This is a genomic window from Sporolactobacillus sp. THM19-2, from assembly GCF_004153195.1.
Classification (GTDB): domain Bacteria; phylum Bacillota; class Bacilli; order Bacillales; family Sporolactobacillaceae; genus Sporolactobacillus.
This window is the reverse complement of record NZ_SEMC01000027.1, coordinates 1-21,275: the sequence shown is the minus strand read 5'-3', so window position 1 is coordinate 21,275 and position 21,275 is coordinate 1. Positions and strand designations below refer to the sequence as shown.

Annotated in this window: 21 protein-coding genes and 4 pseudogenes; 19 read left to right on the top strand and 6 right to left on the bottom strand. The window is 48.6% G+C overall.

The features are described 5' to 3' along the window. Positions 1-106: 106 nt before the first annotated feature. Positions 107-1,453, bottom strand: a complete 1,347-nt coding sequence (locus tag EWH91_RS13190) for a methyl-accepting chemotaxis protein (protein WP_129930578.1) — start codon at positions 1,451-1,453, stop codon at positions 107-109. Positions 1,454-1,561: 108 nt separating this feature from the next. Between EWH91_RS13190 and EWH91_RS14530 the strand changes: the two genes are divergently transcribed. Next, entirely contained in the window at positions 1,562-1,705 is a 144-nt protein-coding gene (locus EWH91_RS14530) for a hypothetical protein (RefSeq protein WP_165364333.1), read from the top strand. A 96-nt stretch (positions 1,706-1,801) separates the two neighbouring features. Here EWH91_RS14530 and EWH91_RS15055 read toward each other — a convergent pair whose 3' ends face one another. After that, complete coding sequence (locus EWH91_RS15055) at positions 1,802-2,149, bottom strand: RNA-guided endonuclease TnpB family protein (protein ID WP_369122700.1); 348 nt, start codon at positions 2,147-2,149, stop codon at positions 1,802-1,804. A 307-nt stretch (positions 2,150-2,456) separates the two neighbouring features. Next, the gene (locus EWH91_RS13180; protein WP_129930574.1) at positions 2,457-2,966 is read right to left on the bottom strand and encodes a hypothetical protein; all 510 of its coding nucleotides are present in this window, start codon (positions 2,964-2,966) and stop codon (positions 2,457-2,459) included. A 563-nt stretch (positions 2,967-3,529) separates the two neighbouring features. Here EWH91_RS13180 and ilvB point away from each other — a divergent pair. From ilvB to EWH91_RS14805, 12 genes and pseudogenes are all read left to right on the top strand, one after another. Further along, entirely contained in the window at positions 3,530-5,236 is a 1,707-nt protein-coding gene (ilvB, locus tag EWH91_RS13175; RefSeq protein WP_256359844.1) for a biosynthetic-type acetolactate synthase large subunit, read from the top strand. Positions 5,237-5,240: 4 nt separating this feature from the next. Beyond that, on the top strand, positions 5,241-5,501 hold the full coding sequence (locus EWH91_RS13170; protein ID WP_129930572.1) for an ACT domain-containing protein: 261 nt from the start codon (positions 5,241-5,243) through the stop codon (positions 5,499-5,501). Between the two features lie 43 nt (positions 5,502-5,544). Next, positions 5,545-6,579: a ketol-acid reductoisomerase gene (gene ilvC / locus EWH91_RS13165; RefSeq protein ID WP_129930570.1), complete on the top strand. Its 1,035-nt coding sequence runs from the start codon at positions 5,545-5,547 to the stop codon at positions 6,577-6,579. A gap of 43 nt (positions 6,580-6,622) precedes the next feature. Next, positions 6,623-6,760 carry a hypothetical protein gene (locus EWH91_RS14525; protein WP_165364332.1) on the top strand — a complete coding sequence of 46 codons (138 nt, stop codon included), beginning with the start codon at positions 6,623-6,625 and terminating at the stop codon, positions 6,758-6,760. Between the two features lie 15 nt (positions 6,761-6,775). Continuing rightward, a complete protein-coding gene (locus tag EWH91_RS13160; protein ID WP_129930568.1) occupies positions 6,776-7,558 on the top strand; it encodes an ABC transporter ATP-binding protein in 783 nt (260 codons plus the stop codon). A 427-nt stretch (positions 7,559-7,985) separates the two neighbouring features. Then, on the top strand, positions 7,986-8,219 hold the full coding sequence (locus EWH91_RS14810) for a hypothetical protein (RefSeq protein ID WP_240697370.1): 234 nt from the start codon (positions 7,986-7,988) through the stop codon (positions 8,217-8,219). Continuing rightward, a pseudogene (locus EWH91_RS15050) lies at positions 8,165-8,278 on the top strand (hypothetical protein); the annotation flags it as partial. The gene EWH91_RS14810 and the pseudogene EWH91_RS15050, both read left to right, overlap by 55 nt. A gap of 135 nt (positions 8,279-8,413) precedes the next feature. Continuing rightward, positions 8,414-8,842 (top strand): YwqH-like family protein, encoded by a 429-nt coding sequence (locus EWH91_RS13150; protein ID WP_165364331.1) that lies wholly within the window; start codon positions 8,414-8,416, stop codon positions 8,840-8,842. Further along, a complete protein-coding gene (locus EWH91_RS13145; RefSeq protein ID WP_129930564.1) occupies positions 8,842-9,096 on the top strand; it encodes a DUF5344 family protein in 255 nt (84 codons plus the stop codon). The genes EWH91_RS13150 and EWH91_RS13145 overlap by 1 nt, the downstream gene beginning before the upstream one ends. Continuing rightward, entirely contained in the window at positions 9,093-11,051 is a 1,959-nt protein-coding gene (locus EWH91_RS13140; RefSeq protein ID WP_129930562.1) for a T7SS effector LXG polymorphic toxin, read from the top strand. The genes EWH91_RS13145 and EWH91_RS13140 overlap by 4 nt, the downstream gene beginning before the upstream one ends. A gap of 27 nt (positions 11,052-11,078) precedes the next feature. Next, entirely contained in the window at positions 11,079-11,408 is a 330-nt protein-coding gene (locus EWH91_RS13135) for a hypothetical protein (protein ID WP_129930560.1), read from the top strand. 125 nt (positions 11,409-11,533) lie between these two features. Then, positions 11,534-11,635, top strand: a pseudogene (locus tag EWH91_RS14805) (ADP-ribosylglycohydrolase family protein); the annotation flags it as partial. 60 nt (positions 11,636-11,695) lie between these two features. Here the strand turns inward: EWH91_RS14805 and EWH91_RS13125 are convergent. Next, a pseudogene (locus EWH91_RS13125) lies at positions 11,696-11,818 on the bottom strand (zinc ribbon domain-containing protein); the annotation flags it as partial. Between the two features lie 20 nt (positions 11,819-11,838). Between EWH91_RS13125 and EWH91_RS13120 the strand changes: the two are divergent. After that, positions 11,839-12,126 (top strand): annotated as a pseudogene (locus EWH91_RS13120) (IS21 family transposase); the annotation flags it as partial. On the opposite strand, the gene EWH91_RS14890 reads toward EWH91_RS13120, so the two are convergent. Continuing rightward, positions 12,068-12,235, bottom strand: coding sequence for a helix-turn-helix domain-containing protein (locus EWH91_RS14890; RefSeq protein ID WP_256359843.1), 168 nt, complete (start codon positions 12,233-12,235; stop codon positions 12,068-12,070). The pseudogene EWH91_RS13120 and the gene EWH91_RS14890 sit on opposite strands and share 59 nt — an antisense overlap. 416 nt (positions 12,236-12,651) lie before the next feature. Then, positions 12,652-12,786 (bottom strand): hypothetical protein, encoded by a 135-nt coding sequence (locus tag EWH91_RS14885; RefSeq protein WP_256359842.1) that lies wholly within the window; start codon positions 12,784-12,786, stop codon positions 12,652-12,654. A 385-nt stretch (positions 12,787-13,171) separates the two neighbouring features. Here EWH91_RS14885 and EWH91_RS13110 point away from each other — a divergent pair, with 385 nt between their 5' ends. The 5 genes from EWH91_RS13110 (at position 13,172) to esaA (ending at position 21,095) form a co-directional block, all read left to right on the top strand. Beyond that, entirely contained in the window at positions 13,172-13,465 is a 294-nt protein-coding gene (locus EWH91_RS13110) for a WXG100 family type VII secretion target (RefSeq protein WP_129930558.1), read from the top strand. A gap of 95 nt (positions 13,466-13,560) precedes the next feature. Continuing rightward, complete coding sequence (gene yukD, locus EWH91_RS13105; RefSeq protein ID WP_165364330.1) at positions 13,561-13,800, top strand: ESX secretion system protein YukD; 240 nt, start codon at positions 13,561-13,563, stop codon at positions 13,798-13,800. Between the two features lie 11 nt (positions 13,801-13,811). Next, on the top strand, positions 13,812-15,155 hold the full coding sequence (gene essB / locus EWH91_RS13100) for a type VII secretion protein EssB (protein WP_129930554.1): 1,344 nt from the start codon (positions 13,812-13,814) through the stop codon (positions 15,153-15,155). A gap of 40 nt (positions 15,156-15,195) precedes the next feature. Beyond that, positions 15,196-19,677 (top strand): type VII secretion protein EssC, encoded by a 4,482-nt coding sequence (essC, locus tag EWH91_RS13095; protein WP_129930552.1) that lies wholly within the window; start codon positions 15,196-15,198, stop codon positions 19,675-19,677. 38 nt (positions 19,678-19,715) lie between these two features. After that, positions 19,716-21,095 carry a type VII secretion protein EsaA gene (esaA, locus tag EWH91_RS13090; RefSeq protein ID WP_129930550.1) on the top strand — a complete coding sequence of 460 codons (1,380 nt, stop codon included), beginning with the start codon at positions 19,716-19,718 and terminating at the stop codon, positions 21,093-21,095. The last annotated feature ends 180 nt before the right edge of the window (positions 21,096-21,275 follow it).

The window sequence follows — 21,275 nt, the reverse complement described above, 5'->3', positions numbered from 1 at the left end:
GGGTGAAGGTATATCTCTCATAACCGAAGAAAAGTCCGGAAGACCGTTTTGTTCCCGTCTTCCGGACTTTTCTTTTACCCCCGTACCTGCTTGCGAAACAGTATGGTTAAGCTTTTGTTTGTCCCTTAACTTTAAATGAAGCAGCGATTTTCTTCAGATCATCTGCAATATCAGAAAGGTCCGCGGCCTGCCCGGCAACACTTTCAGCCACTGCTGTCTGTTCCTGCGTTTCGGCTGAGAGGGTCTGGGTATGTGACGAAGTATTGTTCGCCATCTCTTCGATGGTATGGAAAGACGATGCCGTATTAAATGAAGCAATCGATATTTTATTGACCTCCTGATCCATTTTTTTAATATTTTCGCTGGTTTGTAATACATAGCTTTCAATTTCCCTGAATGATGAACCGGCATGATCAACCAAATTCATTCCATCATCGATCTGCGTGACTTCATTCTTCATCGCATGGGCAATCTGCAGGATTTCGTGGCGGATGGTATCGAGAATTTCATGAATCTGTCTGGCAGATACAGATGATTGATCAGCCAGTTTACCGATTTCATGGGCGACAACAGAAAATCCTTTGCCATGTTCCCCGGCGCGGGCTGCTTCAATCGATGCATTTAATGAAAGCATCTGGGTTTCATCCGCGATGGCGTTGATCGACTGGATCATCTGATTAATGTTCTCAGACTGACTGCTGAGTACTCGGACAAGCTCCGACAATTCAGAGATCGTCTGCCTGATCTGGCGCATCTGTTGGGTGGCACGGGTCATTTCTTTCTGACCGGACTGTACGGTATGGACGGAGACTTTCGACTTGTCGGCAAGCTTGAGCGAATCCTGCGTGATCGACGCGATGGCTATATTGATTTCATCGGTCTCTTTTTTCACGCTGCTCACCTGACGCACCTGATGATCGGCAGCCTCTGCGACTTCCTGCAGCGAGCGGGCCATGTCGATGGATGCCTTTTTATTTTGCCCGGAAGATGCAGTCAGCTGACCGGACGAGACGGACACCGACACAGAACGACGGAGAATGTCCTCAATAATCTGATTCAGAGACTGGATCATTTGATTGATGCTGCTTCTCATCAGTCCGAATTCGTGGTTGGTTGTGACATTGTCGTCCAGATCCTGTGAAAGATCATGACGGCTCACGGCCCGGGTTACGGCGATGAAACGATCCATCGGACGCAGGAAGATGATTTTACAGGCAAACCAGACAATCAGAGAAAGAATGACAATGGCCAGAAAAGCGATAAGCCCCATTTTGAGAAGGATCATCATCATTTGTCCGGACTGGCGTATTTCCGGAATCGCCCTTAAATCAAGGTAAACGGATGTGAAGAGAAACACATCAGGAATGATGACGATAGCCGCGACCATGAGCAGAAACAGCGTACGTATATGAAAAGAAAATGCGAACTGAATACAGCGACGGAAGAAATTCACAAAAACCTGCCTCCTGATTTTTCTCCATATATAATAGAAGAAAATAATATCCAGACTGATTATCGGCAGGTTTCCTTTACTGTTTAAGCGTTTGCATGAAGTGAAGCAATGAAACTTTCCTGCGCCATAAAGGGCAAACTGAAGAGCCACCGCGACTTAGCCGGACAGATCACGCTGCGGCTGTTATGGCGCGTTTTCACCGGGCGACCGGTCACGGATCCGGTATTAAGCCATACACTGAAAAAGATCTAAATGCCGGACTTGAGAAATCCGTATGAACTACATCCTACATCGAGAATAAATTCCCGAGTTTCCGGGCACATTCGGCTTCATCGTTTTCAAAGAAACTCAAAGAAACTCTTGAGTGGTCGAACGAACTGACCAGGGCCAGTTCCTGACCTGAATGGCTTTTAATCCTTGATTCAGGATATGAACTGCCGCATGAATATCTCTGTCGTGGTGCGTGTGACGCATGGGACAGGTCCAGTCACGTATTTCTAATGGCTTTTTGCCACTATGATAATCGCAACGCGAACAAATTTGGCTCGTATAGTGTGGCTGGGCAATAATTATTCGTTTGCCATACCATCTGCACTTATACTCCAGTAGGGTTCGGAACATTCGCCAGCACGCATTGCTGGTGCTTTTTGCCAGATGATGATTCTTAAGAAGATTTTTGGTTTTCAAATCTTCAATAACACATCATATTGTTTGATAAGTTGTGTCGTCAGCTTATGCAAATAGTCTTTACGTGGGTTACCCATTTTAGCTTGAAGCGTTGCTTTACGTTACCTCGCTTTCTGCCAGTTAGCGAAGTCTTCTCATTCATGTGTGGGGCAAGACTTTATGATGCTGATCAAAAGCGACTTTCACTTTAGCCAGGTGACGCCGACGGCTGCAAGTCGATTGCCATGGTGCCACCTGTTTTTCTAACTTTCTCGCATCAAAAGCAGCGTATTTCATACCCTCAGAGCTTATGGCTAAATCGGCTACGCTCATATATCTAAACCAACCGTTTAATTTGTCTCAGGGAGTGCCTGATTTTCGCATGGCACCTGTAATGAAACGGTTCGCTTATCGTGAATCCATTCACGGGCCTTCTTGCCACCCTTTGTAAAAGCGTGCCGTCAGCGGGGCAGAGCGGCATGCTCCGGAGTGCTGCTTTGCCCGTCCCGAAAATGGTCAATGGATCACAGGAATCAAGGGAGGCGATTACGCCATGTACTGACCCGGTTTTGCTGTCCGGACCGCGGGCCATGACGCAGTGAGGCAGAAGGGCATTCAGAAAGGATGTCTTTCTGAGGCGCGCGGTCTGTCCCGTGTGCAGACGGAAGGCAGGATCACGGATGTTTTCGGACAGCGTGACAGATAAAGGGCCCGCTGGCTGATATTTCGGTCTTTCAGAAGAAAAGATCGATGTCCGGATCTGACGGAAAACATGGCCGAACATAATGAGCAGAAGTCGGACGAAACGGGATCGATTATTTTGGATCATACAGAACAGATGATGCACAGCTGACTGCCTCCCTTTTCTGAAAAAATTCAGGTGCCAAAAGTAACAACAAAAAAGCCGCCCATTCGTGATTGAATGGGCGGCTTTCCTGAACCCATCCAACGCAAATCTGGGTTCAGGCATTTCACGTTTTTCAACGAATGCCGGAACCCTAACTAATAATCAAAATGACGTTGTGCGTGTGCTGGATTGGGTAAATCATTTAAACTGCTCCTTACCTGAATTGTCACATTAATTTGTAAAGTTAATATATCATGGCATGCGAGCTGTGTCAACTCAAACACAGTGCAGAAAACTATTTTTAAGGATAACCCGGGCAAAAACAGGGAAAATGCCGGATCACAAAAAAAATAAAAATATTTTTCTTCTATAAGAGCGCTTGAAAAGCACCCGAAAATCTGACAAAAGAGGGTTGACTGAATTTTTCAAAGTGCTTAACATTTGTACCAATCCCAAAAATTTCATTTTCGGGTTGACCGGAAGTGGAGATCAAAGGGATTGAGGCAGAACATATACAGAAAGGATGAAGTGCCTCAGACAGAAAAAGAGAGGAGGAACCTGAATTGACTGTAAAGGCGGGACACGGCAGGGATACGGGGGCAGATGCTCTGATGCGTCTGATCAGCCGGTCGGGAACAGACGTCCTGTTCGGCTATCCGGGCGGAGCGGTTCTGCCGATTTATGATGCGGTTTACCGGCATCATATGCGCCACATCCTGACGAGACATGAGCAGGGTGCGGTGCATGCGGCGGAGGGTTATGCCAGGGTTTCGGGGAAACCGGGTGTCGTGCTGGCAACGAGCGGTCCGGGCGCGACAAATCTGATTACGGGTCTGATGGATGCGCTGATCGACTCACTGCCACTGGTTGTCTTTACCGGACAGGTGACGCGCGGTGCAATCAATACCGATGCGTTCCAGGAAGCGGACGTGGTCAGTATGACCGCTCCGGCAACGAAGCATAATTTCCGGGTCCGAAGTGCAGACGAACTGCCGGAAGTTGTTGCTGAAGCGTTTTATCTCGCAACAAGCGGACGTCCGGGTCCGGTTCTGGTGGATCTGCCAAAGGATATTTGCGCGGGTAGTCTGGAGAACGTCCCGGAGTCTATCCATGATGTTGCGCTGCCCGGTTATCATGTGACGAAAACAGCAGATATCCGGGCTGTCAAGAGACTGGCTGCTGCGCTGCAAATCGCTGAACGCCCGGTGCTGCTTTCCGGGGCAGGCGTCATTCATTCCGGTGCAGCTGACCGGCTTCGGGATTTTGCTGAACGCTGTCATTTACCGGTTGTGACGACTTTTCTCGGTCTCGGCAGCTTTCCCGGATCTCATCCGCTGTTTCTCGGGATGGGCGGCATGCATGGCACGTTTGCGGCCAACATGGCGCTTTCCGAGTGCGATCTGCTCGTCAATATCGGCTCGCGGTTCGATGACCGGCTGACCGGAAATATTGAAAAATTTGCTCCGGATGCACAGATTGCCCATGTGGATATTGATCCGTCGGAAATTGGAAAAGTGGTAAAGACCGATTACGGTCTGGTCGGCGATGCGGGCACGGTGCTCTGTCAACTGGAGGAGGCGCTGAACGCTCCGCTCCCTGATCACGGCAGCTGGCTGAATCATCTGCGCGATTATAGGGCGGCACATCCGCTGCATTACGATCACCAGCAGTCGAAAAGGGAGCTGCTGCCCCAGTACGTCATCGAGAGAATCTGCCGTTTTGCCGGTCCTGACGCGGTGGTCGCGACCGATGTCGGACAGCACCAGATGTGGACTGCCCAGTATTACCGGATCGAGTCCCCGGGACATTTGGTCTCCTCAGGCGGACTGGGTACGATGGGCTACGGCCTTCCAGCAGCGATCGGTGCGCAAATAGCCGCACCCGGGAAAAAAGTTGTGGCTATCCTCGGCGATGGTGGTTTTCAGATGACGCTTCAGGAGCTGGCTGTGATTGCCGGACAGAAACTTCCGGTGAACATCTTTATTTTGAACAATCATACGCTGGGCATGGTGCGCCAGTGGCAGGAATCCTTCTACGGTGAGCGGTACGCGGCATCTATTCCGGATGTACAGCCTGATTTTGTCCGCCTCGCGGAAAGTTACGGCATTACCGCCCGGCGCCTTTCCGATCCGGGCAAAGCGTCAGAAACCATCAAAGCCGCTCTTGAAACGGATACGCCGATACTGATTGACTGCGTCGTGAAGCAGATGGAAAATGTAACACCGATGGTTCCTCCTGGTAAAGGATTGATGGAAATGACGGGAGCGTGATCACATGAAACAGACATTAATCGTTGAGACAGCACCGGGTCCTGATGTTCTGGCACGGGTGACGATGCTTCTGGCACGCGGCAATTTGTCTATTGCCGGTATGGATGCGGAACGACAAGACGCGCGGTTTCACCTGCGCCTGACCCTGGTGGCAGAACGTGAGCAGCAGGTAGAGCGCTTTATCCGGCAGGCGGAAAAACTGGTGGATGTCTATGCTGTTGCACCCCCTACTGAAAAAAGTGTTCGTATGAAAGCTGCAAAATGAAAAGACGGAATATTGGAAATTAAAAAAAGAAGGAGATATGAAAATGACAGCAACTGTTTACTATGATAACGATATCGATGATCAGGTTTTGCGCGGCAGGAAAATCGCGGTACTCGGGTATGGCTCACAGGGGCACTCACAGGCCCAGAACCTGCGCGACAGCGGGTTTTCAGTGACAATCGGCGCGCGTCCGGGCAAATCCTGGGACAAAGCAGTGCGGGATGGTTTTACAGTAAAGACGGTTCGGGAGGCTGCTGCTGAAGCGGATGTCGTGATGATGCTGCTCCCGGATGAACGTCAGCCTGAGGTGTATAACAAAGAAGTGGCGGAGGGACTTGAACCTGGAAATGCACTCGCCTTTTCGCACGGCTTCAACATCCATTTTACTCAGATTGTTCCGCCGAAGGATGTCGATGTCTTTATGGTCGCACCAAAAGGTCCGGGGCACTTCTGTCGCCGTGAATACCTGAACGGAGGCGGCGTTCCGGCATTCTACGCGGTTCATCAAAATGCGTCAGGCGACGCGGAAGCTCTGGCACTTGCCTGGGCCAAAGGACTGGGTGCGGCACGTGCCGGTGTGCTGAAAACCACATTCAAAGAAGAGACGGAAACTGACCTGTTTGGTGAACAGGCCGTACTGATGGGCGGCTTGACGCACCTGATTGAGGCAGGCTTTGAAACGCTTGTTGAAGCGGGCTATCAGCCGGAAAATGCCTATTTTGAAACCTGCCACGAGATGAAAATGCTCACCGACCTGATCTATGAAAACGGGTTAACCGGTATGCGTTACTCCTGCTCGGATACATCGAAATTCGGCGATTTCACCGTCGGACGTTATGTCATCGATGAAGGCGTAAAAGCGCGGATGAAAAAGGTTCTGGAGAATATCCAGTCAGGTAAGTTTGCCCGCGACTGGGTCCTTGAAAATAAAGTCGGACGCCCGATGTTCAATGCACTTCAGCAAAAAGAAAACAATTCCCAGCTGGAAGAGGTTGGGCGCGAGCTGCGCCGCCTGATGCCGTTTGTTAAAGAAGGCAAGCAGGACGCAGCAGACATCACAGCAAACGTTACACAATAAGCCGGATAAACCCGGATTGGAACGGGAGAAAGGGGGAAGAACATTGGGGATCAGGTATCAGGTTTATGTGACCGTCCGGCATGTTGGTTTCATGATCTGCGGCGGCCATGCAGATTCTGATGAACTGCCCCGGATCAAACATTTGGAGGCCGGGCCTTCGTCAAAGGCCGGCACGTTTTGAAGGGTGGAACGGTAAATGATCATTGACGCCAGAGATGTCAGTTGGGTGCGGGCGGATCGTACTATTCTCCATCATGTGGACTGGCAGATACAAAAAGGAGAATATTGGTCGCTGGTCGGTCTGAACGGATCAGGCAAAACCACCCTGCTCAAGATGATCAACGGTTACATCTGGCCGACAAGCGGTTCACTTTCCGTGCTGAACAAGCCGTTCGGATCATACGATCTGCGCGAATTACGCAAGAAAATCGGCTGGGTCAGTTCAGCACTTTCAGAAAGAATCAGGCCGGCTGATGATCCGGAGTCCATTGTCCTCAGCGGCCGATTTGCCTCTATCGGTCTTTACGACAGCGTGTCACCGGATGAATGTGAAAAAGCTCAGGCTTTATTAAACAGGCTGGGATGCTCATCGTTTGCGGGCAGAGCATTCGGACTTCTGTCTCAGGGCGAAAGGCAGCGCGTTCTGATTGCCCGGGCATTAATGGCCGACCCGGAGCTTCTGATCCTTGATGAACCCTGTAACGGACTGGATCTCTTTGCCAGAGAGCAATTGCTGTCCCTGATCTCCCGCCTGGCCCATTCAGCAGAGGCACCGTCTCTGATATTCGTGACGCACCATGTTGAAGAAATTCTGCCATGCTTTGAACATACTTTACTGCTTAAGGCGGGGACGGTTTTTAAATCCGGAAAAACAGGTGAAGTCATGACGCCTGAGGTGATGACAGATTTTTACGATCACCGTGTTTCCGTTCAGAGGCGAAGCGGGCGTCTTCACGTGGATCTGTGCGTTCATGGATAGTCAGCAGTTCATTATATAGTATCGATCACATTGAGAGCTCTTCTGTGACTCTTTCGGTTCGGAAAAACCCGGAAGAGAGCGGAAGAGCTTTTTTTTACAAAAATCCCTGCCGGATCCTGATCACAGGTTTCAGGGTACTCATTGGTAAGCAGGTAAATGAAACAAAAAGTCGCGCGTAAAAAGGAATACCGGTAAAAAGGATGCATGATCATCTGACTATTTCAGCTGTTTTCCTTTCAGCGTGCGGGATATTTCGGGGTTTTTCATGACTTATGGCTGTGTTCTTTTGAAAATTATGTGTTTTATAATGTGGGAAAGAAAGTGCTTACTTCACAAAATCATCACAAAATGGTCTCATATATGCCAAATGATGAAGCCCCTCCTTCAGCCGCACTGTGATCTGCAATAACCCCTGGGAGTTTTTTTCATGGCAGGACAGATCAGGATCATACCGGGAGAATGGCGCAGTTTCGCGGCCAAATACGGACAGGAATCGGCGAACACGGGACATATGATCGAACGGCTGAACGGGAGGATTGATCAGCCGGGCAGGTCTGGGAGAACTCTTCAAGCGGGGCGTTCCGGGATCAGTATACTCGACTTCGCCCCTCTTTCCGGCAAATGCAGCAGCTTCCGGATGGCGTCAACAGGCAGCTCGTGAAGACGGCGAACCTCCTTGAAGAAACTGATCAGCGAAAGGCCGGTCAGATCAACAGTTAATCAGTAAAATCCGGCCGGATTCTTTCGCGGAGATTCGGCTTTTAATCCAGTATGAAGAAGGAATCATACCCGGCCGGACGGGAGTACATACAACTCAGGCTCAGCCAGGTCTTTTTAACGGGAAGGGGTGTTTCCATGGGAGCTTCTGAAACGCTGAACATGATTTTTCGCACGCTGTCGTATCGCTCCGCGGCACTTGACGATCAGATCGAACGGCTGAAACGTGCCAACAGAAGGCTGGGACGGGAACAGGCGGAGGCGCTGCACGCGATCCGCCGTCTGACTCAGCCGGAAACAGGAGCGCACTGGACTGGCTCCCGTGCCCGTTCTTTTCAAAGGAAAAGGGATGATGCGCAGGACAGGATGCGTGCCAGAATGACAGCAAGCATAGACGGCTACCAGCGACGGATTGAGTCAAAAATTCGCGAGCTGCGGATGGAAAGTGATTTTCTCCAGTCAACCGGCAGTATGGCAAGGGAAGCCGGCCGAATGCTGGACAGAGGGGAAAAAGCAGCAGATGCTCTGGAACGCAATCTGACATCTATTAAAGGGCGGTTGTTCTAATGTACAAGATTGAGCTCAATGACAGTGTGGTGAAGAGTCGAATAGACCAGGCGGAACAGGCACTCAGTCGCTTGATGCCTCCGGGATCTTTTTCCTGTGGCAGTAATCGGCTGGCTGCAACAGGAGCCTGGCGGGAAAGGGAACAGATGCTGGTACGGCTATTATCTGCCTATCTGGCCGGTGTGCAGAAAAATATCAGTGATACACGGGCCAATGTTGACCTTCTGAAGCGGCAGGACGAGGTGATCAGATGAGGGCGGCCCGTTATGGCGGCGCAGGTTCGGCAGGCAGCACTCAGGTTTATGATGCGGAATCGCTCAAAGCTGCTGCTGAATCGCAGGCAAATACTTATCAAAACCTCCGCGATCAGTTCCATGCTCTCCGGACGGCGTTTACGCAGCTCACTGAACTGGGTTCCGACTTCCAGGGGCAGGGCGCAACCGCAATTAAAAACTTCTATTCAGCGCAGGTGCAAGTCGTTGATGCCTGGCTGAGACTTCTGGACAAGCAGGTCGCTTATTACCGGGGCATTGCCGGTGAGATTGACGACAGGCAGTTAGGTGGCGGGACCCATGTGCAAATCCCTTTTCTCAATGAAGATCTGATGATGGGCTACGCCCGTTCCAAAGCTATGATCAGGGATCAGCGCGAACAGATTTCCCGAATTCTCCACAGTGTTTCCGATCTTGTTTCAATCCCCGTTTTCTCCAATCATGATGTGGATCAGGCACTGAATGAGGCTGAAAAAAAGCGGGCGCAGACGGTGCTTGATGTCCAGAATCTTGATCAGAGCCTGACGAGTGAATACCATCAGATTACCGAAGATCTGCCGTACATTGCCTCGCTTTATGGCGAACTGATTCACGCAACGAAGCAGGGTGCGGACGTGCAGCCGATGCATTTCAACGCTGAAGCCTGGCGTAGCAGTGCTATTTACCAGGCACAGGACGAAATGAAGCAGGTAACGGAAAATTATCTGCAATACAAAAAGCAGCAGGAAAATGTTCGCGAGATGGAGAAGCAGAGAGAGGCGGAAGCAAACCGGCCATGGTATCAAAAAGCCGGATCTGCGATGGCCACATTTGCCGGTGAGCTCTCCGGCTATTATGATTATCTCAGGGCGGTCGAAGGCATCGATCCGGAGACCGGACGAAAGCTGAGCGCCGGCGAACGCGCCACTGCCGGGGCCATGGCGGCGGCAACATTTATCCCGATCATCGGCTGGGGCGGACGGATCGCCAAGGGCGGCGCGGCCCTCTACAAAACGACGCGCGGCACGGAAGCAGCCGGTAAAGCACTGAACACTTACGACCAGGCCAGCCGAACGCTCAAAGTGCTCAGCCAAAGTGAAAAAGGAATCACCGCCCTGCTCGCCGCAAACGGTATCACCCAGGCCGCAACCGGCAGAGATCTGTTCGGCAGGCAGCTGACGGAGGACGAGCAAAGAAGCAGCCTTCTTCAAGGCGTGTTCATGATGAACCTCTTCACCCGCAGGCTCGCCATCTCACCCGAGCAAAAAGCGATAGAACATGCGCAGGGCCAGGCGTTTAAAGCACATGTAGCCAAAATTGTCCATAATGCTAAAGCATCGGTCAACTCAAACAAATGGAAACCGGCGATGGCCGGGGTACCTAATGACTTCGCAAAGATAAGTGATGATGCGGAGGATATAGCGAAGGCACATCAAATGGCGAAAGTTGATGAGGTTGGGAAATCCAGCGGAGCTAAACCGGCAGAACAAGTACTCGCTGACAGAATAAAGGGATTGGATCTAACCCCACATCCTACACAACAGAAGCAATTAAGTGCTAAAAGAATGAAAGAATTGAAAAACAAAATAGACAATCGAACTATTAAAAAATCTGAGTATGAACAATATACATGGAATAAAAAATTTGCTAAACATAGAGCCTCAGGGGTAGATGATTTTTGGTATCAGGAACGTCAAAGAATCCTGAATAACGAAACACCAACTAGAGCTTGGAATCAAGGACAAATAAATGATATTCTGAATGGTAAGAGACCAAAAGTAGATGGAAAAACGGTACAGGGGCATCATTCATATAGTGCATCACAATACCCGCATTTGGCAAATAAAGGAGATATTATTTATCCAGTTACGCCAAATGAACACTTTAATGGATGGCATGGAGGAAATTGGAAAAATAGTTTACCAGGAAAACCAATTAACCTTATTGAAGACTTTTAAATTACGAAAGGTGTGATTTATTAAATTATGGCTAAATTGAATGTAAAAATTAAAAAAGATAATAATGAAGTAAAGTATATTTCTATTTTAAGAAAAATTACTAATGAAAGTATGCAAGAAATAAAGCAAAAAATTGATAATAATGATATTGTTTTGTCCTGTAATCTCCTAGATATAGATGAATTGGTAGAAATGAAAAAGAAAGTAAGTCTTTTACTAAATGCACATGCAAAGATTAATATGTATGAGGATAAAAGAGAAGTTAGTAATGAGTTTTTAAACAACCTAATAGAATCACATTTTGATACAGAAAGGTATTTAGAACAAATAGACGAACATACAATGAGAGAAGATTAAAAATATTCTTTAAGTTGAAGATCACTTGAAATAAGGAACTCTATCGCTTGATTGTAATCGAGTGACAGAGTCTCAACTTGTAGGAAGTAAACTCACTAATCAAGTTTCGCTGTTATTTATTCATTGTACAACAAAGTACCTTTGAAGGAGCGGTATTAAAGGCAGTTAATTTAGGTGGAGATACAGATACGATAGCTTCTATTACTGGAAGTTTGGCGGGGATGTACTGTGAACCTCACACGACTCAAGTCGTGTGCTTCTGGGAACATTGCACACTTACCTAACGTTCAGGCAGAGGTCACAACTCTTTTACCAAGGCTCGTCCCGAGCCGAAGAATATTCTTTGCTGCGTTAATATCTCTATCGTGATAATGCCCACAGCTAGGGCATGTCCAGTCCCTTATGCCTAACGTATGCTTTCCGTCATCTGGGAGAAATAAGGCTTAAAAACACGGATAAAAAAGAGGTGAAACTTTACTTCATCACATTCGTTCTCTTCCATTCCCGATATAAATATGTCGAATGGTTAGGGAGACCATTTACCACAACAGACACGATTCGCTGCCATGAAAATGCATTTGCTTATTTCGGTGGTATGCCAGAGGAATTAGTTTATGACCAGGATCACCTGATTACTGTCAGTGAAAATGCGGGTGACATTATTCTAACCAGTGAATTTCAGGTCTATAAAGAGCAACGGAAATTCCGCTTACATTTATTTTATAGACCGTATTCCTTGAAATGCCTAATTTCCTGGCGATTTTCGCCACTTTGAATCCTTGTTCACTCAATTGATGAACCTGTAAATACAAGAGTAATTTTTCCACCTTTCAGATCCTCCAGACAAACTATGTTTAAAAGACAATCATAACTTATCTGGATTGATATTGGGTGAAAAGTGTTCATTTCTATTTAGCAGAATCTGTTGATTTTAGTTTAGCAGTTACAAAATGGCCGGAAGTATGATTACTGAACAGTTAAAGAGTACCTATCCAAATGTTAAATTAACTCAATGATTATAGGGATGGAGAAGGTACAATTGGAAAATATTGTTTCTGATTTTAAGGCTTTCAAACCTGTGAATAAAGCTGTATAAAAAAGGCACTCTACCACCTTGAATTTCTAATAATTTGGAGCCCATTGGATTTAAGTCAATCTTTTGGACACCATTCGAGCAGCACCCTCACATTGGGATGAGGGTGCTGTTTTTTGCTTAATAGAAATTCTGCCAGGGCGGCGCAGCCTACAAAATGGTGCGCAGCATGAATGAATGAAGACGTCCGGCCATGCACTGAACACCTGCGACCGGACAGGCCAGCCGTTCAAGTTGCTCAGCCAGAGTGAGAAAGACATCGATGCTGCCTGCCGCACATAACATCCTCGGGATCAACACCTGCGCCCCGGAAAAATCCGAAGTGTGAATACATGTAGCGTGAAGCTGAATCACTTATCTGGGGACGATACGGAATGCCAAATGGGGAAAAAGGCCTGATAAATCCATACTGTTTTCATGATATTTCTTTCAGCGTGCGGGATTTTTCGGGGTTTTTCGTGACTTATGGCGGTGCCCTTCTGGAATTTATGTGTTTTATAATGTGAGAAAGAAAGTGCTTACTTCACATAAGTGTCACAGAAAAGACGCATGTTTTTCAAATAATCCGGAAAACTTCTGTTGAAAAATGCTCAGCGATCAATCCGCTTTATGGTGGATTCATCATAATATACGCACACCAAGTTGTGCAATAACCCGAGGAGGTTTTTTCATGGCAGGACAGATCAGGCTTACACCGGAAGAATTACGCAGTTTCGCGGCGAAATACGGACAGGAATCGGCGAACGCGGGAGATATGATCGGACGTCTGAACGGGATGATTGATCAGCTGGGACAGGTCTGGGAGGGCTCTTCAAGCCAGGCATTCCGGGATCAGTATATCCGGCTTCGCCCCTCTTTCCAGCAAATGCAGCAGCTTTTGGATGACATCAACAGGCAGCTGGCGCAGACGGCGAACATTCTTGAAGAAACCGATCAGCGAATTGCCGGTCAGATCAACGGATAAAAGATCTAAATAGGGCCGAGACCTCATCCGGGGTTTCGGTCTTTTATAGATAAAGGATGAATCGGCTTGACAAAACCATGATGAGGGGTGAGGGCATGTATATCAATATCACGGTTGATCTGTCGCATTATCACAGGCCTTCACTGGATTTACGGATCTCGGACAGGCAGCCGGTCAGGCAGCTGATTCAGACGGTCTGGAAGATTAACGGGATCAGTGATCCGCCGCGACCCGGTTATTGGGTACGCGTGTCCAATAAGGCTCAGATGATTCGCGGATATGAAGTCTTACGCGATAAAAAGATTTCAAGCGGAGATAAACTCACCGTATTGTGAGGAGTGACATCATGCCACAGGAAGAGAGTTTTTTTCAATCAAAATATGAAGCACAGGCAGAGTTCAAAGAAGGGAAATACGTGCTGACCTTTCAGCGGGTAAAGATACCGCTTCGCCAGGCTGATGAGCTCGGTGCGCTGGGGAGCATTGACGACGGGGTCGAACGGAAGATCGAGACAAATGAAGATGAAATCGTTATTATTGCCGGACCCGAAAAGACTCTGAGACCCTTTTCAGATTTAAAGCAGGAGACAGCAACAGAACGTCTGATATTTGCCAGCAATCTGATTCGCTTCTTTGCGTGCTATCGAAATCAGCGAGTGATCCCGTCCTGTTTTCCTGAAAATATCTTCTTTACACCCGGTTTTGAACCTGTTTTTCTTCATTATGGAATAAAAGACAGTCTTCCTCCTGTTTCATATCAGGAGGAAGAGTCATTGCGGCAGGTGAAGGCAGTGGTAGCCCTCCTCTTTGATCCTGTCCATCCTTTTGATACATATTTGAAATTTGATTTTGCGGCAAAAACCACACGCTTTGTCAAAGATATTCTGCGATGCACCACTTTTCAATCGATGTCAGGCCTTGTTGAGAAAGAGCGGAGAAAGGAAATTGGCGAAGAGAAACGGAGTATAAGGCTTCCGAAAAAACGGAACAGGGTCAAAAATGGTGTGCTGACCGGGACTGTCGTGTTATTGATTCCGCTGATTATCCTGACGGTTTATGCTTTCATCATTCAGATGCCGAGACAGGATCTGTTCGAGCAGAGTCATGAGCATTATCTGCAGGACCAGTACAGTGATGTGGTCACTGTACTGGACCCGGTGGATGAGGATCAGATGCCGAAAGTTGTCCGATATGAGCTTGCCGTCTCCTATGTGAAAAATGAGGCACTGACCGAGTCGCAGCAGAACACTATTTTGAACGATCTGACGCTTCAGAGCAACCCTTTGTATTACCGGTACTGGATTCAGACCGGAAGAGGGGAAACGTCGGATGCACTCAATACGGCCCGTTCATTAAATGACCGGATGCTGATTGCGTACGGCCTGTTAAAGGAGAAAGCGGCCCTTCAGGATAACCTGTCCATGAACGGTAAACAGAAGCAGGAACGTCTTCAGAGTATCGATTCAGAGCTGAAAAAATATAACGAAATCCTGGGCAGTGGAGAAAGTTCGCCGGCGGATGGAGCGGCCCGGCCGGCCGGTTCCGAAACGGGCAACGACGGTGGATCCCCTGATGAAGAGACAAGCGGGTCAAGTGCCGGTTCCACCGGGAGCAGCACAGCTCCGGACACATCTGCGGCACAGGACAAAGAGGGAACCCGTACCGGCAGTTCCGGAACGTCGGGGAAATGATGAACGGGAAGCCTGATACTTCTGGGAGGAGGAACTTCAGATGGAAAAGATCTGGCTGTTTACAGAAGCATATGTACAGTGTACGGAACTGCAGCCTTTTCATAAAAAAGGGATGGTCATCGGAAACCAGCCTGTTGATACGCTCACGGTGCCTGCTCTTGGTGACGACAAAATACATCTGGTCTGGAATCCGGAAAACCGGCAATGGACTTTACGTCTGAAAGAAAAAGAGGAGATCCTGAGCGACGGGAAGTCTGAAGCCTTTCCCGGAGGAATGTTTGTTTATCGAAAAACAGCCGACGGGTATGAACCTTTGGGGTATTACATCGGAAATGCCCGGCAGATTTCGGTATCGCCTGAAAGCGGCGCAGATTTCAGCTTCCCCGCCGCAACGGAACAGTCAGGCTTTCAGATCAGCAGGGAGCAGGCGGGCTGGCGCGTTTTCCCTGCGCATGAAAATACCCGGGTATACGTCAATGGCGGACGCGTCCGGGGCAGTATGCTTCTTCAGCCGGGCGATATTATTTCCTGGGATCTGAATGAATGGACATTGAAATCGGATGATTTACTGGTGCTTTCAACGGGTGAAACCTTCACCACTGATTTATGCCTGACACGTGATCCGCAAACGATTCTTTCGGACAAATATCCCGATTACCGACGTATGCCACGGTTAATCTATGAACGCCCCAAGGACAAAGTGAAATTTTCCTGGCCGTCAAACAATGAAAACGATGGCAGAAGAAACCTCTGGATCACGATTCTTCCGCCGGTTGTCATGCTTCTGGTCATGGGACTGGTCCTGATTATTCAGCCGAGCGGGATCTATATGCTGCTGTCGATCGTGATGTTCGTATCGACGATTATTACTTCTTCCTATCAGTATTTTCGGGATTCGCGGAGAGAAAAAGCGCGCAGACATGAACGGGAAACGAATTATACCCATTATCTGACGGAAAAACGTGAGGAACTGAACAGCCTTTATGAAAAGCAGCGCTTCGTTCTGCGCTATCAGTTCCCGCCGACAGATCGCCTGAAGGAACTGACGGATCAGCTCAGTCCGCGCATCTGGGAAAGAAGCCGGGAAGACGAGGATTTTCTGGATATCCGGCTGGGTCTCACCGACCTTGCGCCGGATTATGAGATTCAGGGCAGTGATCAGGATCTTTCCAATCAGTCTTTCGATGCCCTGTACCGGGAAGCAAAGAAGCTGATTGATCACTATCGGACGATCCGCGACGTCCCACTGACTATCCGCTTGCTGGACGGTCCGGTCGGCATTGTCGGTAAACACTCCATTATCCGGAAAGCCGTCCAGCAGATGATTCTGCAGCTTGCCTTTTTCCACAGCTACCATGATCTGCGTCTGGTTGTTCTGTTTGATGAGGATGAGTATGAGGAATGGGCGTGGCTGAAATGGCTGCCTCATCTGAGAAGTCTGAGTACGAGCGGAAGAAATCTGATATACAATGAGCAGACCCGTGATCTGACCCTTTCCGGATTGTACGAGTTACTGAAAATACGGGAGCATACGGACAAGAAGGAGAAAAAGGTGTTCCTGCCGCACATTGTCTTCATCGTTGCTTCGGATCAGCTGATTCATGAACACGAGATCACGGAATTTCTGAATAACGATTGCACGGATATTGGGGTCAGCTCGCTTTTTCTGGCTAATACAAAAGATAATCTGAATGAACATATTAACACGGTGATTCGCTATGTGAATGAGCGCGAAGGTGATGTCCTGATTCTGAACAAGGTCGCCGGTGGACAATCCTTCCGACTGGATCCATTTTCTAAAAAGGGTAACGAGCGATTTGCGAGGCGTCTTGCCTCGCTCAATCATCAGAGCGGGTTTACAAACTCCATTCCTGAGAGCGTTACTTTTCTTGATATGATGCACGCAGAGGATGTCCGTGACCTTCAGATCCGGAAGCGCTGGGAGGAACATGATCCGATCCAGTCGCTCGCGGTACCGATCGGACTGCGAAGTAAGACCGATGTGCTGGAACTGAATCTCCATGAAAAGGCGCACGGACCGCATGGGTTGCTTGCCGGTACCACCGGTTCGGGAAAATCGGAATTGCTGCAGTCCTATATTTTGTCGCTGGCTGTGAACTTCCACCCCCATGATGTTGCCTTTCTGCTGATTGATTTCAAAGGCGGGGGTATGGCGCAACTGTTTGACAAGCTGCCGCATCTGCTTGGGACAATGACCAATATAAATGATGAGAAAAATTTCAGTGACCGGGCACTCGCAGCGGTGAAGAGCGAATCCCGCCGGCGCCAGTTGCTTTTTTCTAAATACAACATCAATCACATTGATGATTATCAGCTTTTGTTCAAGCAGGGTAAAGTCAGAGAACCCATGCCCCACTTGTTTATCATTTCCGATGAATTTGCGGAGCTGAAAAAGGAAGAACCTGATTTTATACGCGAGCTGGTAACGACGGCGCGAATCGGACGTAGTCTTGGGATTCACTTGATTCTCGCGACGCAGAAGCCGGCCGGAGTGGTTGATGATCAGATTCGCAGCAACTCGCGGTTCAAAATTGCCCTGCGCGTGCAGGATGCTTCGGACAGTAATGACATTCTTGGAAATGGTGATGCAGCCGAATTGAAACAGGTGGGTCGCGGATATCTGCAGGTCGGAAATAATGAGATTTATGAACTCTTCCAGTCAGCCTGGAGCGGGGCACCTTATGAGAAAAATATATATACATCCGAAGATGACGTCTACTATGTCCGGGATACCGGATTGTATCCGATTTCCGAAGCCCATGCCAGAACAAAGGCTCAGGAAAAGAAGAAAACAGAGCTTGAAGTGATTGTTCAGACGATTGCCGATCTTTACCATGACATGGGACTCAGGCGTCTTCCCAGTCCCTGGCTTGCTCCGCTCCCGCTCCATATTGTCCGGCCGGCTGCGACGAAGGAAGACGAGAGGGAAGATCGCTTCCTGATCGGACTCGCCGATCATCCGGAGAAACAACGGCAGACGCCTGTCTACCTGAATCTGCAGAAAGGGAAGAATATGGCTGTCTTCGGTGCTTCGGGATTTGGGAAAACGACGACGGTCGCTTCCTTTCTGCTTGAGGCCGCGCGCCGATATTCAGCGGATCAGGTCCGGTTTTACATTTTCGATTTCGGCAGCGGCGGTCTCCTGCCGTTCAGCATGATGCACCACACGGGGGATTATTTCAGGCTGGATGAGAAAGAGAAAATACAGAAGTTCGCAAAATGGCTGAATCAGGAAATCCGGCGGCGCAAGGATACGCTGCGCCGGACAGGGGTACCGAATATTGCCCTCTTTAATGAACAGGAAAATGAGTTTATGCCTTATATCAAAATCATTGTTGATCATTTTGAAGCGCTGCGGGAGGAGCAGGCGGATGAGCTGGAAGAATCCTTTGTCCGCTGGGCGCGTGAAGGAGGAAGTCTCGGTTTCCAGTTTATTCTGACCGCCTCCAGGACGAACAGTATCCGTCCGAACCTTCTTGCCAGCCTGCCCGTCCGGCTTGTCCATTACATGGTCGATCAGTCGGATTTCTATTCCATTTTCAGTGGCTCGGCGAAGCGGACAGTGGAACCCATTCCCGGACGGGCATTAATCAAAAGAGAAGAAGTGGAAAGTGTACAGATTTATCTGCCCTTTGAAGCCGGATCTGCCGGAGAGCAGCTGGACAGGCTGCGCACTGCGGTTGAAGAGTGTAATCATTTCCACCCGACAAGCGACACGATCTATCACGTGCCGATGCTTCCGGAACAACTGGATGTCTCCTTATTTCTCCGGAACAGGGAGATGGAGCCGGATACCTTTTATCTTGGACTTGATGAGGAAACCGTTGAGCCGCTCGGTGTAAGCCGGAAGCAGCTGGACTCGTTTATCATCATCAGTGATGCGGGCGGGGGCAAGACCAATGCAATCAGGCTGTTCATGGAACAGTTGATCCGGCAGGGAGCAGAACATGTGGCTGTCAGTGATTCAGATGAGATGCAGCTGGCCCGGGTGGCGGAGCAGCAAGGCTGGATGTACCTGGACGATGGCGACGTGATTGAACGGTATCTGAATCAGCTGGAAAAAGCTTTGTCGGTCAGGGAACAGAAAGTCAAACGCCTGATGCTTGAAAGCAGCCTGCCCCGGAAGGAAATTTCAGACCGCTATCCGGCGTATTATCTGTTGATCGACGGGCTGGATACGTTTATCCGGAACGCCGGCAGTCAGAATCAGACCAGACTGGTGCAATTGATGAAGCGCTTTACATCAAATGGTTTTCATGTCATTGCCTCCGGGAATCAACAGGAGTGGAAAGGGTACGATCCTGTCGTTCCGGAACTGAAAAACGCTAAGGATGCACTGCTTCTGGTGAAGAAGAGCGATCAGTCGGTTTTTACATTACCATATGTGAGCAGAGAGCCAGTATTGAATGTCGGATTCGGCTATCTGATTCGCCAGGGCCAGGACCGTCGTGTGATGATTCCGCAGACCGACACCATGACTTTGGATACCGTAAACAGGTAATCACTCAGACTAACTCGCAAAAAAAGGAGTGCTCCATCATGAAGCATCATTTTTTCTATCATGTAAAAAAATGGGGATCAATAGCCATTGTGTTTATTGTGATTGTGTGCATTTCCGGCGCTCTGCCGAATTATCTGACTCCGCCGTCCCCCCAGACGCAGCAGACGGTGAAAAAGAACGAACCCCAAAAGATTGAACCGGCTGCGAAAATCGGCCATCTGGCGCTGGTTAACGAAGACCAGGGGGCAGATATAGGCAGTCAGCATCTGAATCTGGGTAACCAGGTGGCACCGCTTTTCCGTGAAGATCATTACCAGTGGGAAAACGTCAGCCGCAGCACGGCGGATAATGGGCTGAAACAGGGCGTGTATCAGGCTGCCATCTACATTCCGTCTGATTTTACGGAGAATATTTTTACCTATGATCGTCAGAAACCGAAAGCAGCCGTTATTTCCTATCAGTCAAACCCGAAGCTGACGGTTGAGGACTCAGCGAAAATGCAGACCGAATTTCAGAAGGTCAGAGGCACGCTCAATCAGGAGTTTTCAAAAATATACTGGCGGCTTGTTGCCGACAAAATAAATTATGTGAACAGTAACTTCGCTGCCGTTTTGCAGAAGGACAGGCAATTTCTTCAGGCCATGTCTGACTTTTACAAGCCGTCCTCGAAGGATATGGCTCAGGTCTTTGAATCCCAGCTGAACCAGGTTAATGACCTGCTCGATCAGACCAATCGCACTTCAGAAGAAGCAGCGACCCGGCAGGAGTCTCTGACGGAAACGAAGAAACAGATCAGCGACCAGCTGGAAGCATTAAATAAGCTGAATGAACAGATGAAAGAGCAGATTCATACACTTCAGAAAACCAGGGACACAAATAAAGAGCTTGTGGATGATGCGATCGCAAAAAGTCAGGACGGCCTGAACGAGGTCATGGATACGTTTAAAAGCAATATGGCCAGTCCATTGAAAACTTCTGTTACAATAGATGATCCTCTGAAAACCAGTGAAGAATTCACAGACCTGGATCATCTTTTCGCTCATGCGAATACAAGATTGACCCATGTAAATACTCAGGCCACAAATCAGATTATGGACATCTCAAATGATTATCCGGATGACCCGGACGATCTGATTCCCACTATTGATGAACTTGTTACTCAGATTAATCATGCAAAAGAGGGCGTTCATGCGGCGTTAATGGATACGGATGACGAAAGCAGTGTATCCGAACAGGTAAAGACTCTTAACGATCAGGCCATCAGCCTTTTTGATGAGGCAAAGCGTAACTATGAAACCGCACAAGATCTTTATCATCAGGCTTATGGTCAGGACGGAGAAACGCCAAGCCTGTATGATAAGGTAGATGTTTACCCTAGAATATTCATGGCCCGCGGTATGAACTTTACTTGTCGTTGAGCCACCAAGGTTTACAGCGATTTTCACTTTTCACCTGAAAAGTGAAAAAAGGAGCTTCTTCGCTGATTAAAATGAATGAACCTGGAAATACTGGAAACTACCTAATTAAAAACGACAGGTGGTTTTCAAATGTTAGTAGAATTCAATGACCTGGAAAACTTATTCCATATTACAGAACCC

What these genes read in the sequence shown, in the direction of transcription:
- EWH91_RS13140 (WP_129930562.1), top strand. Translation starts at nt 9,093, where the DNA reads ATGAGGGCGGCCCGTTATGGCGGCGCAGGTTCGGCAGGCAGCACTCAG.
- EWH91_RS13150 (WP_165364331.1), top strand. Translation starts at nt 8,414, where the DNA reads ATGGGAGCTTCTGAAACGCTGAACATGATTTTTCGCACGCTGTCGTAT.
- yukD (WP_165364330.1), top strand. Translation starts at nt 13,561, where the DNA reads ATGTATATCAATATCACGGTTGATCTGTCGCATTATCACAGGCCTTCA.
- EWH91_RS14530 (WP_165364333.1), top strand. Translation starts at nt 1,562, where the DNA reads ATGAAACTTTCCTGCGCCATAAAGGGCAAACTGAAGAGCCACCGCGAC.
- esaA (WP_129930550.1), top strand. Translation starts at nt 19,716, where the DNA reads ATGAAGCATCATTTTTTCTATCATGTAAAAAAATGGGGATCAATAGCC.
- EWH91_RS13135 (WP_129930560.1), top strand. Translation starts at nt 11,079, where the DNA reads ATGGCTAAATTGAATGTAAAAATTAAAAAAGATAATAATGAAGTAAAG.
- ilvC (WP_129930570.1), top strand. Translation starts at nt 5,545, where the DNA reads ATGACAGCAACTGTTTACTATGATAACGATATCGATGATCAGGTTTTG.
- EWH91_RS14885 (WP_256359842.1), bottom strand. Translation starts at nt 12,786, where the DNA reads ATGTTATGTGCGGCAGGCAGCATCGATGTCTTTCTCACTCTGGCTGAG.
- EWH91_RS13160 (WP_129930568.1), top strand. Translation starts at nt 6,776, where the DNA reads ATGATCATTGACGCCAGAGATGTCAGTTGGGTGCGGGCGGATCGTACT.
- EWH91_RS13110 (WP_129930558.1), top strand. Translation starts at nt 13,172, where the DNA reads ATGGCAGGACAGATCAGGCTTACACCGGAAGAATTACGCAGTTTCGCG.
- essB (WP_129930554.1), top strand. Translation starts at nt 13,812, where the DNA reads ATGCCACAGGAAGAGAGTTTTTTTCAATCAAAATATGAAGCACAGGCA.
- EWH91_RS14810 (WP_240697370.1), top strand. Translation starts at nt 7,986, where the DNA reads ATGGCAGGACAGATCAGGATCATACCGGGAGAATGGCGCAGTTTCGCG.
- essC (WP_129930552.1), top strand. Translation starts at nt 15,196, where the DNA reads ATGGAAAAGATCTGGCTGTTTACAGAAGCATATGTACAGTGTACGGAA.
- EWH91_RS13145 (WP_129930564.1), top strand. Translation starts at nt 8,842, where the DNA reads ATGTACAAGATTGAGCTCAATGACAGTGTGGTGAAGAGTCGAATAGAC.
- EWH91_RS13170 (WP_129930572.1), top strand. Translation starts at nt 5,241, where the DNA reads ATGAAACAGACATTAATCGTTGAGACAGCACCGGGTCCTGATGTTCTG.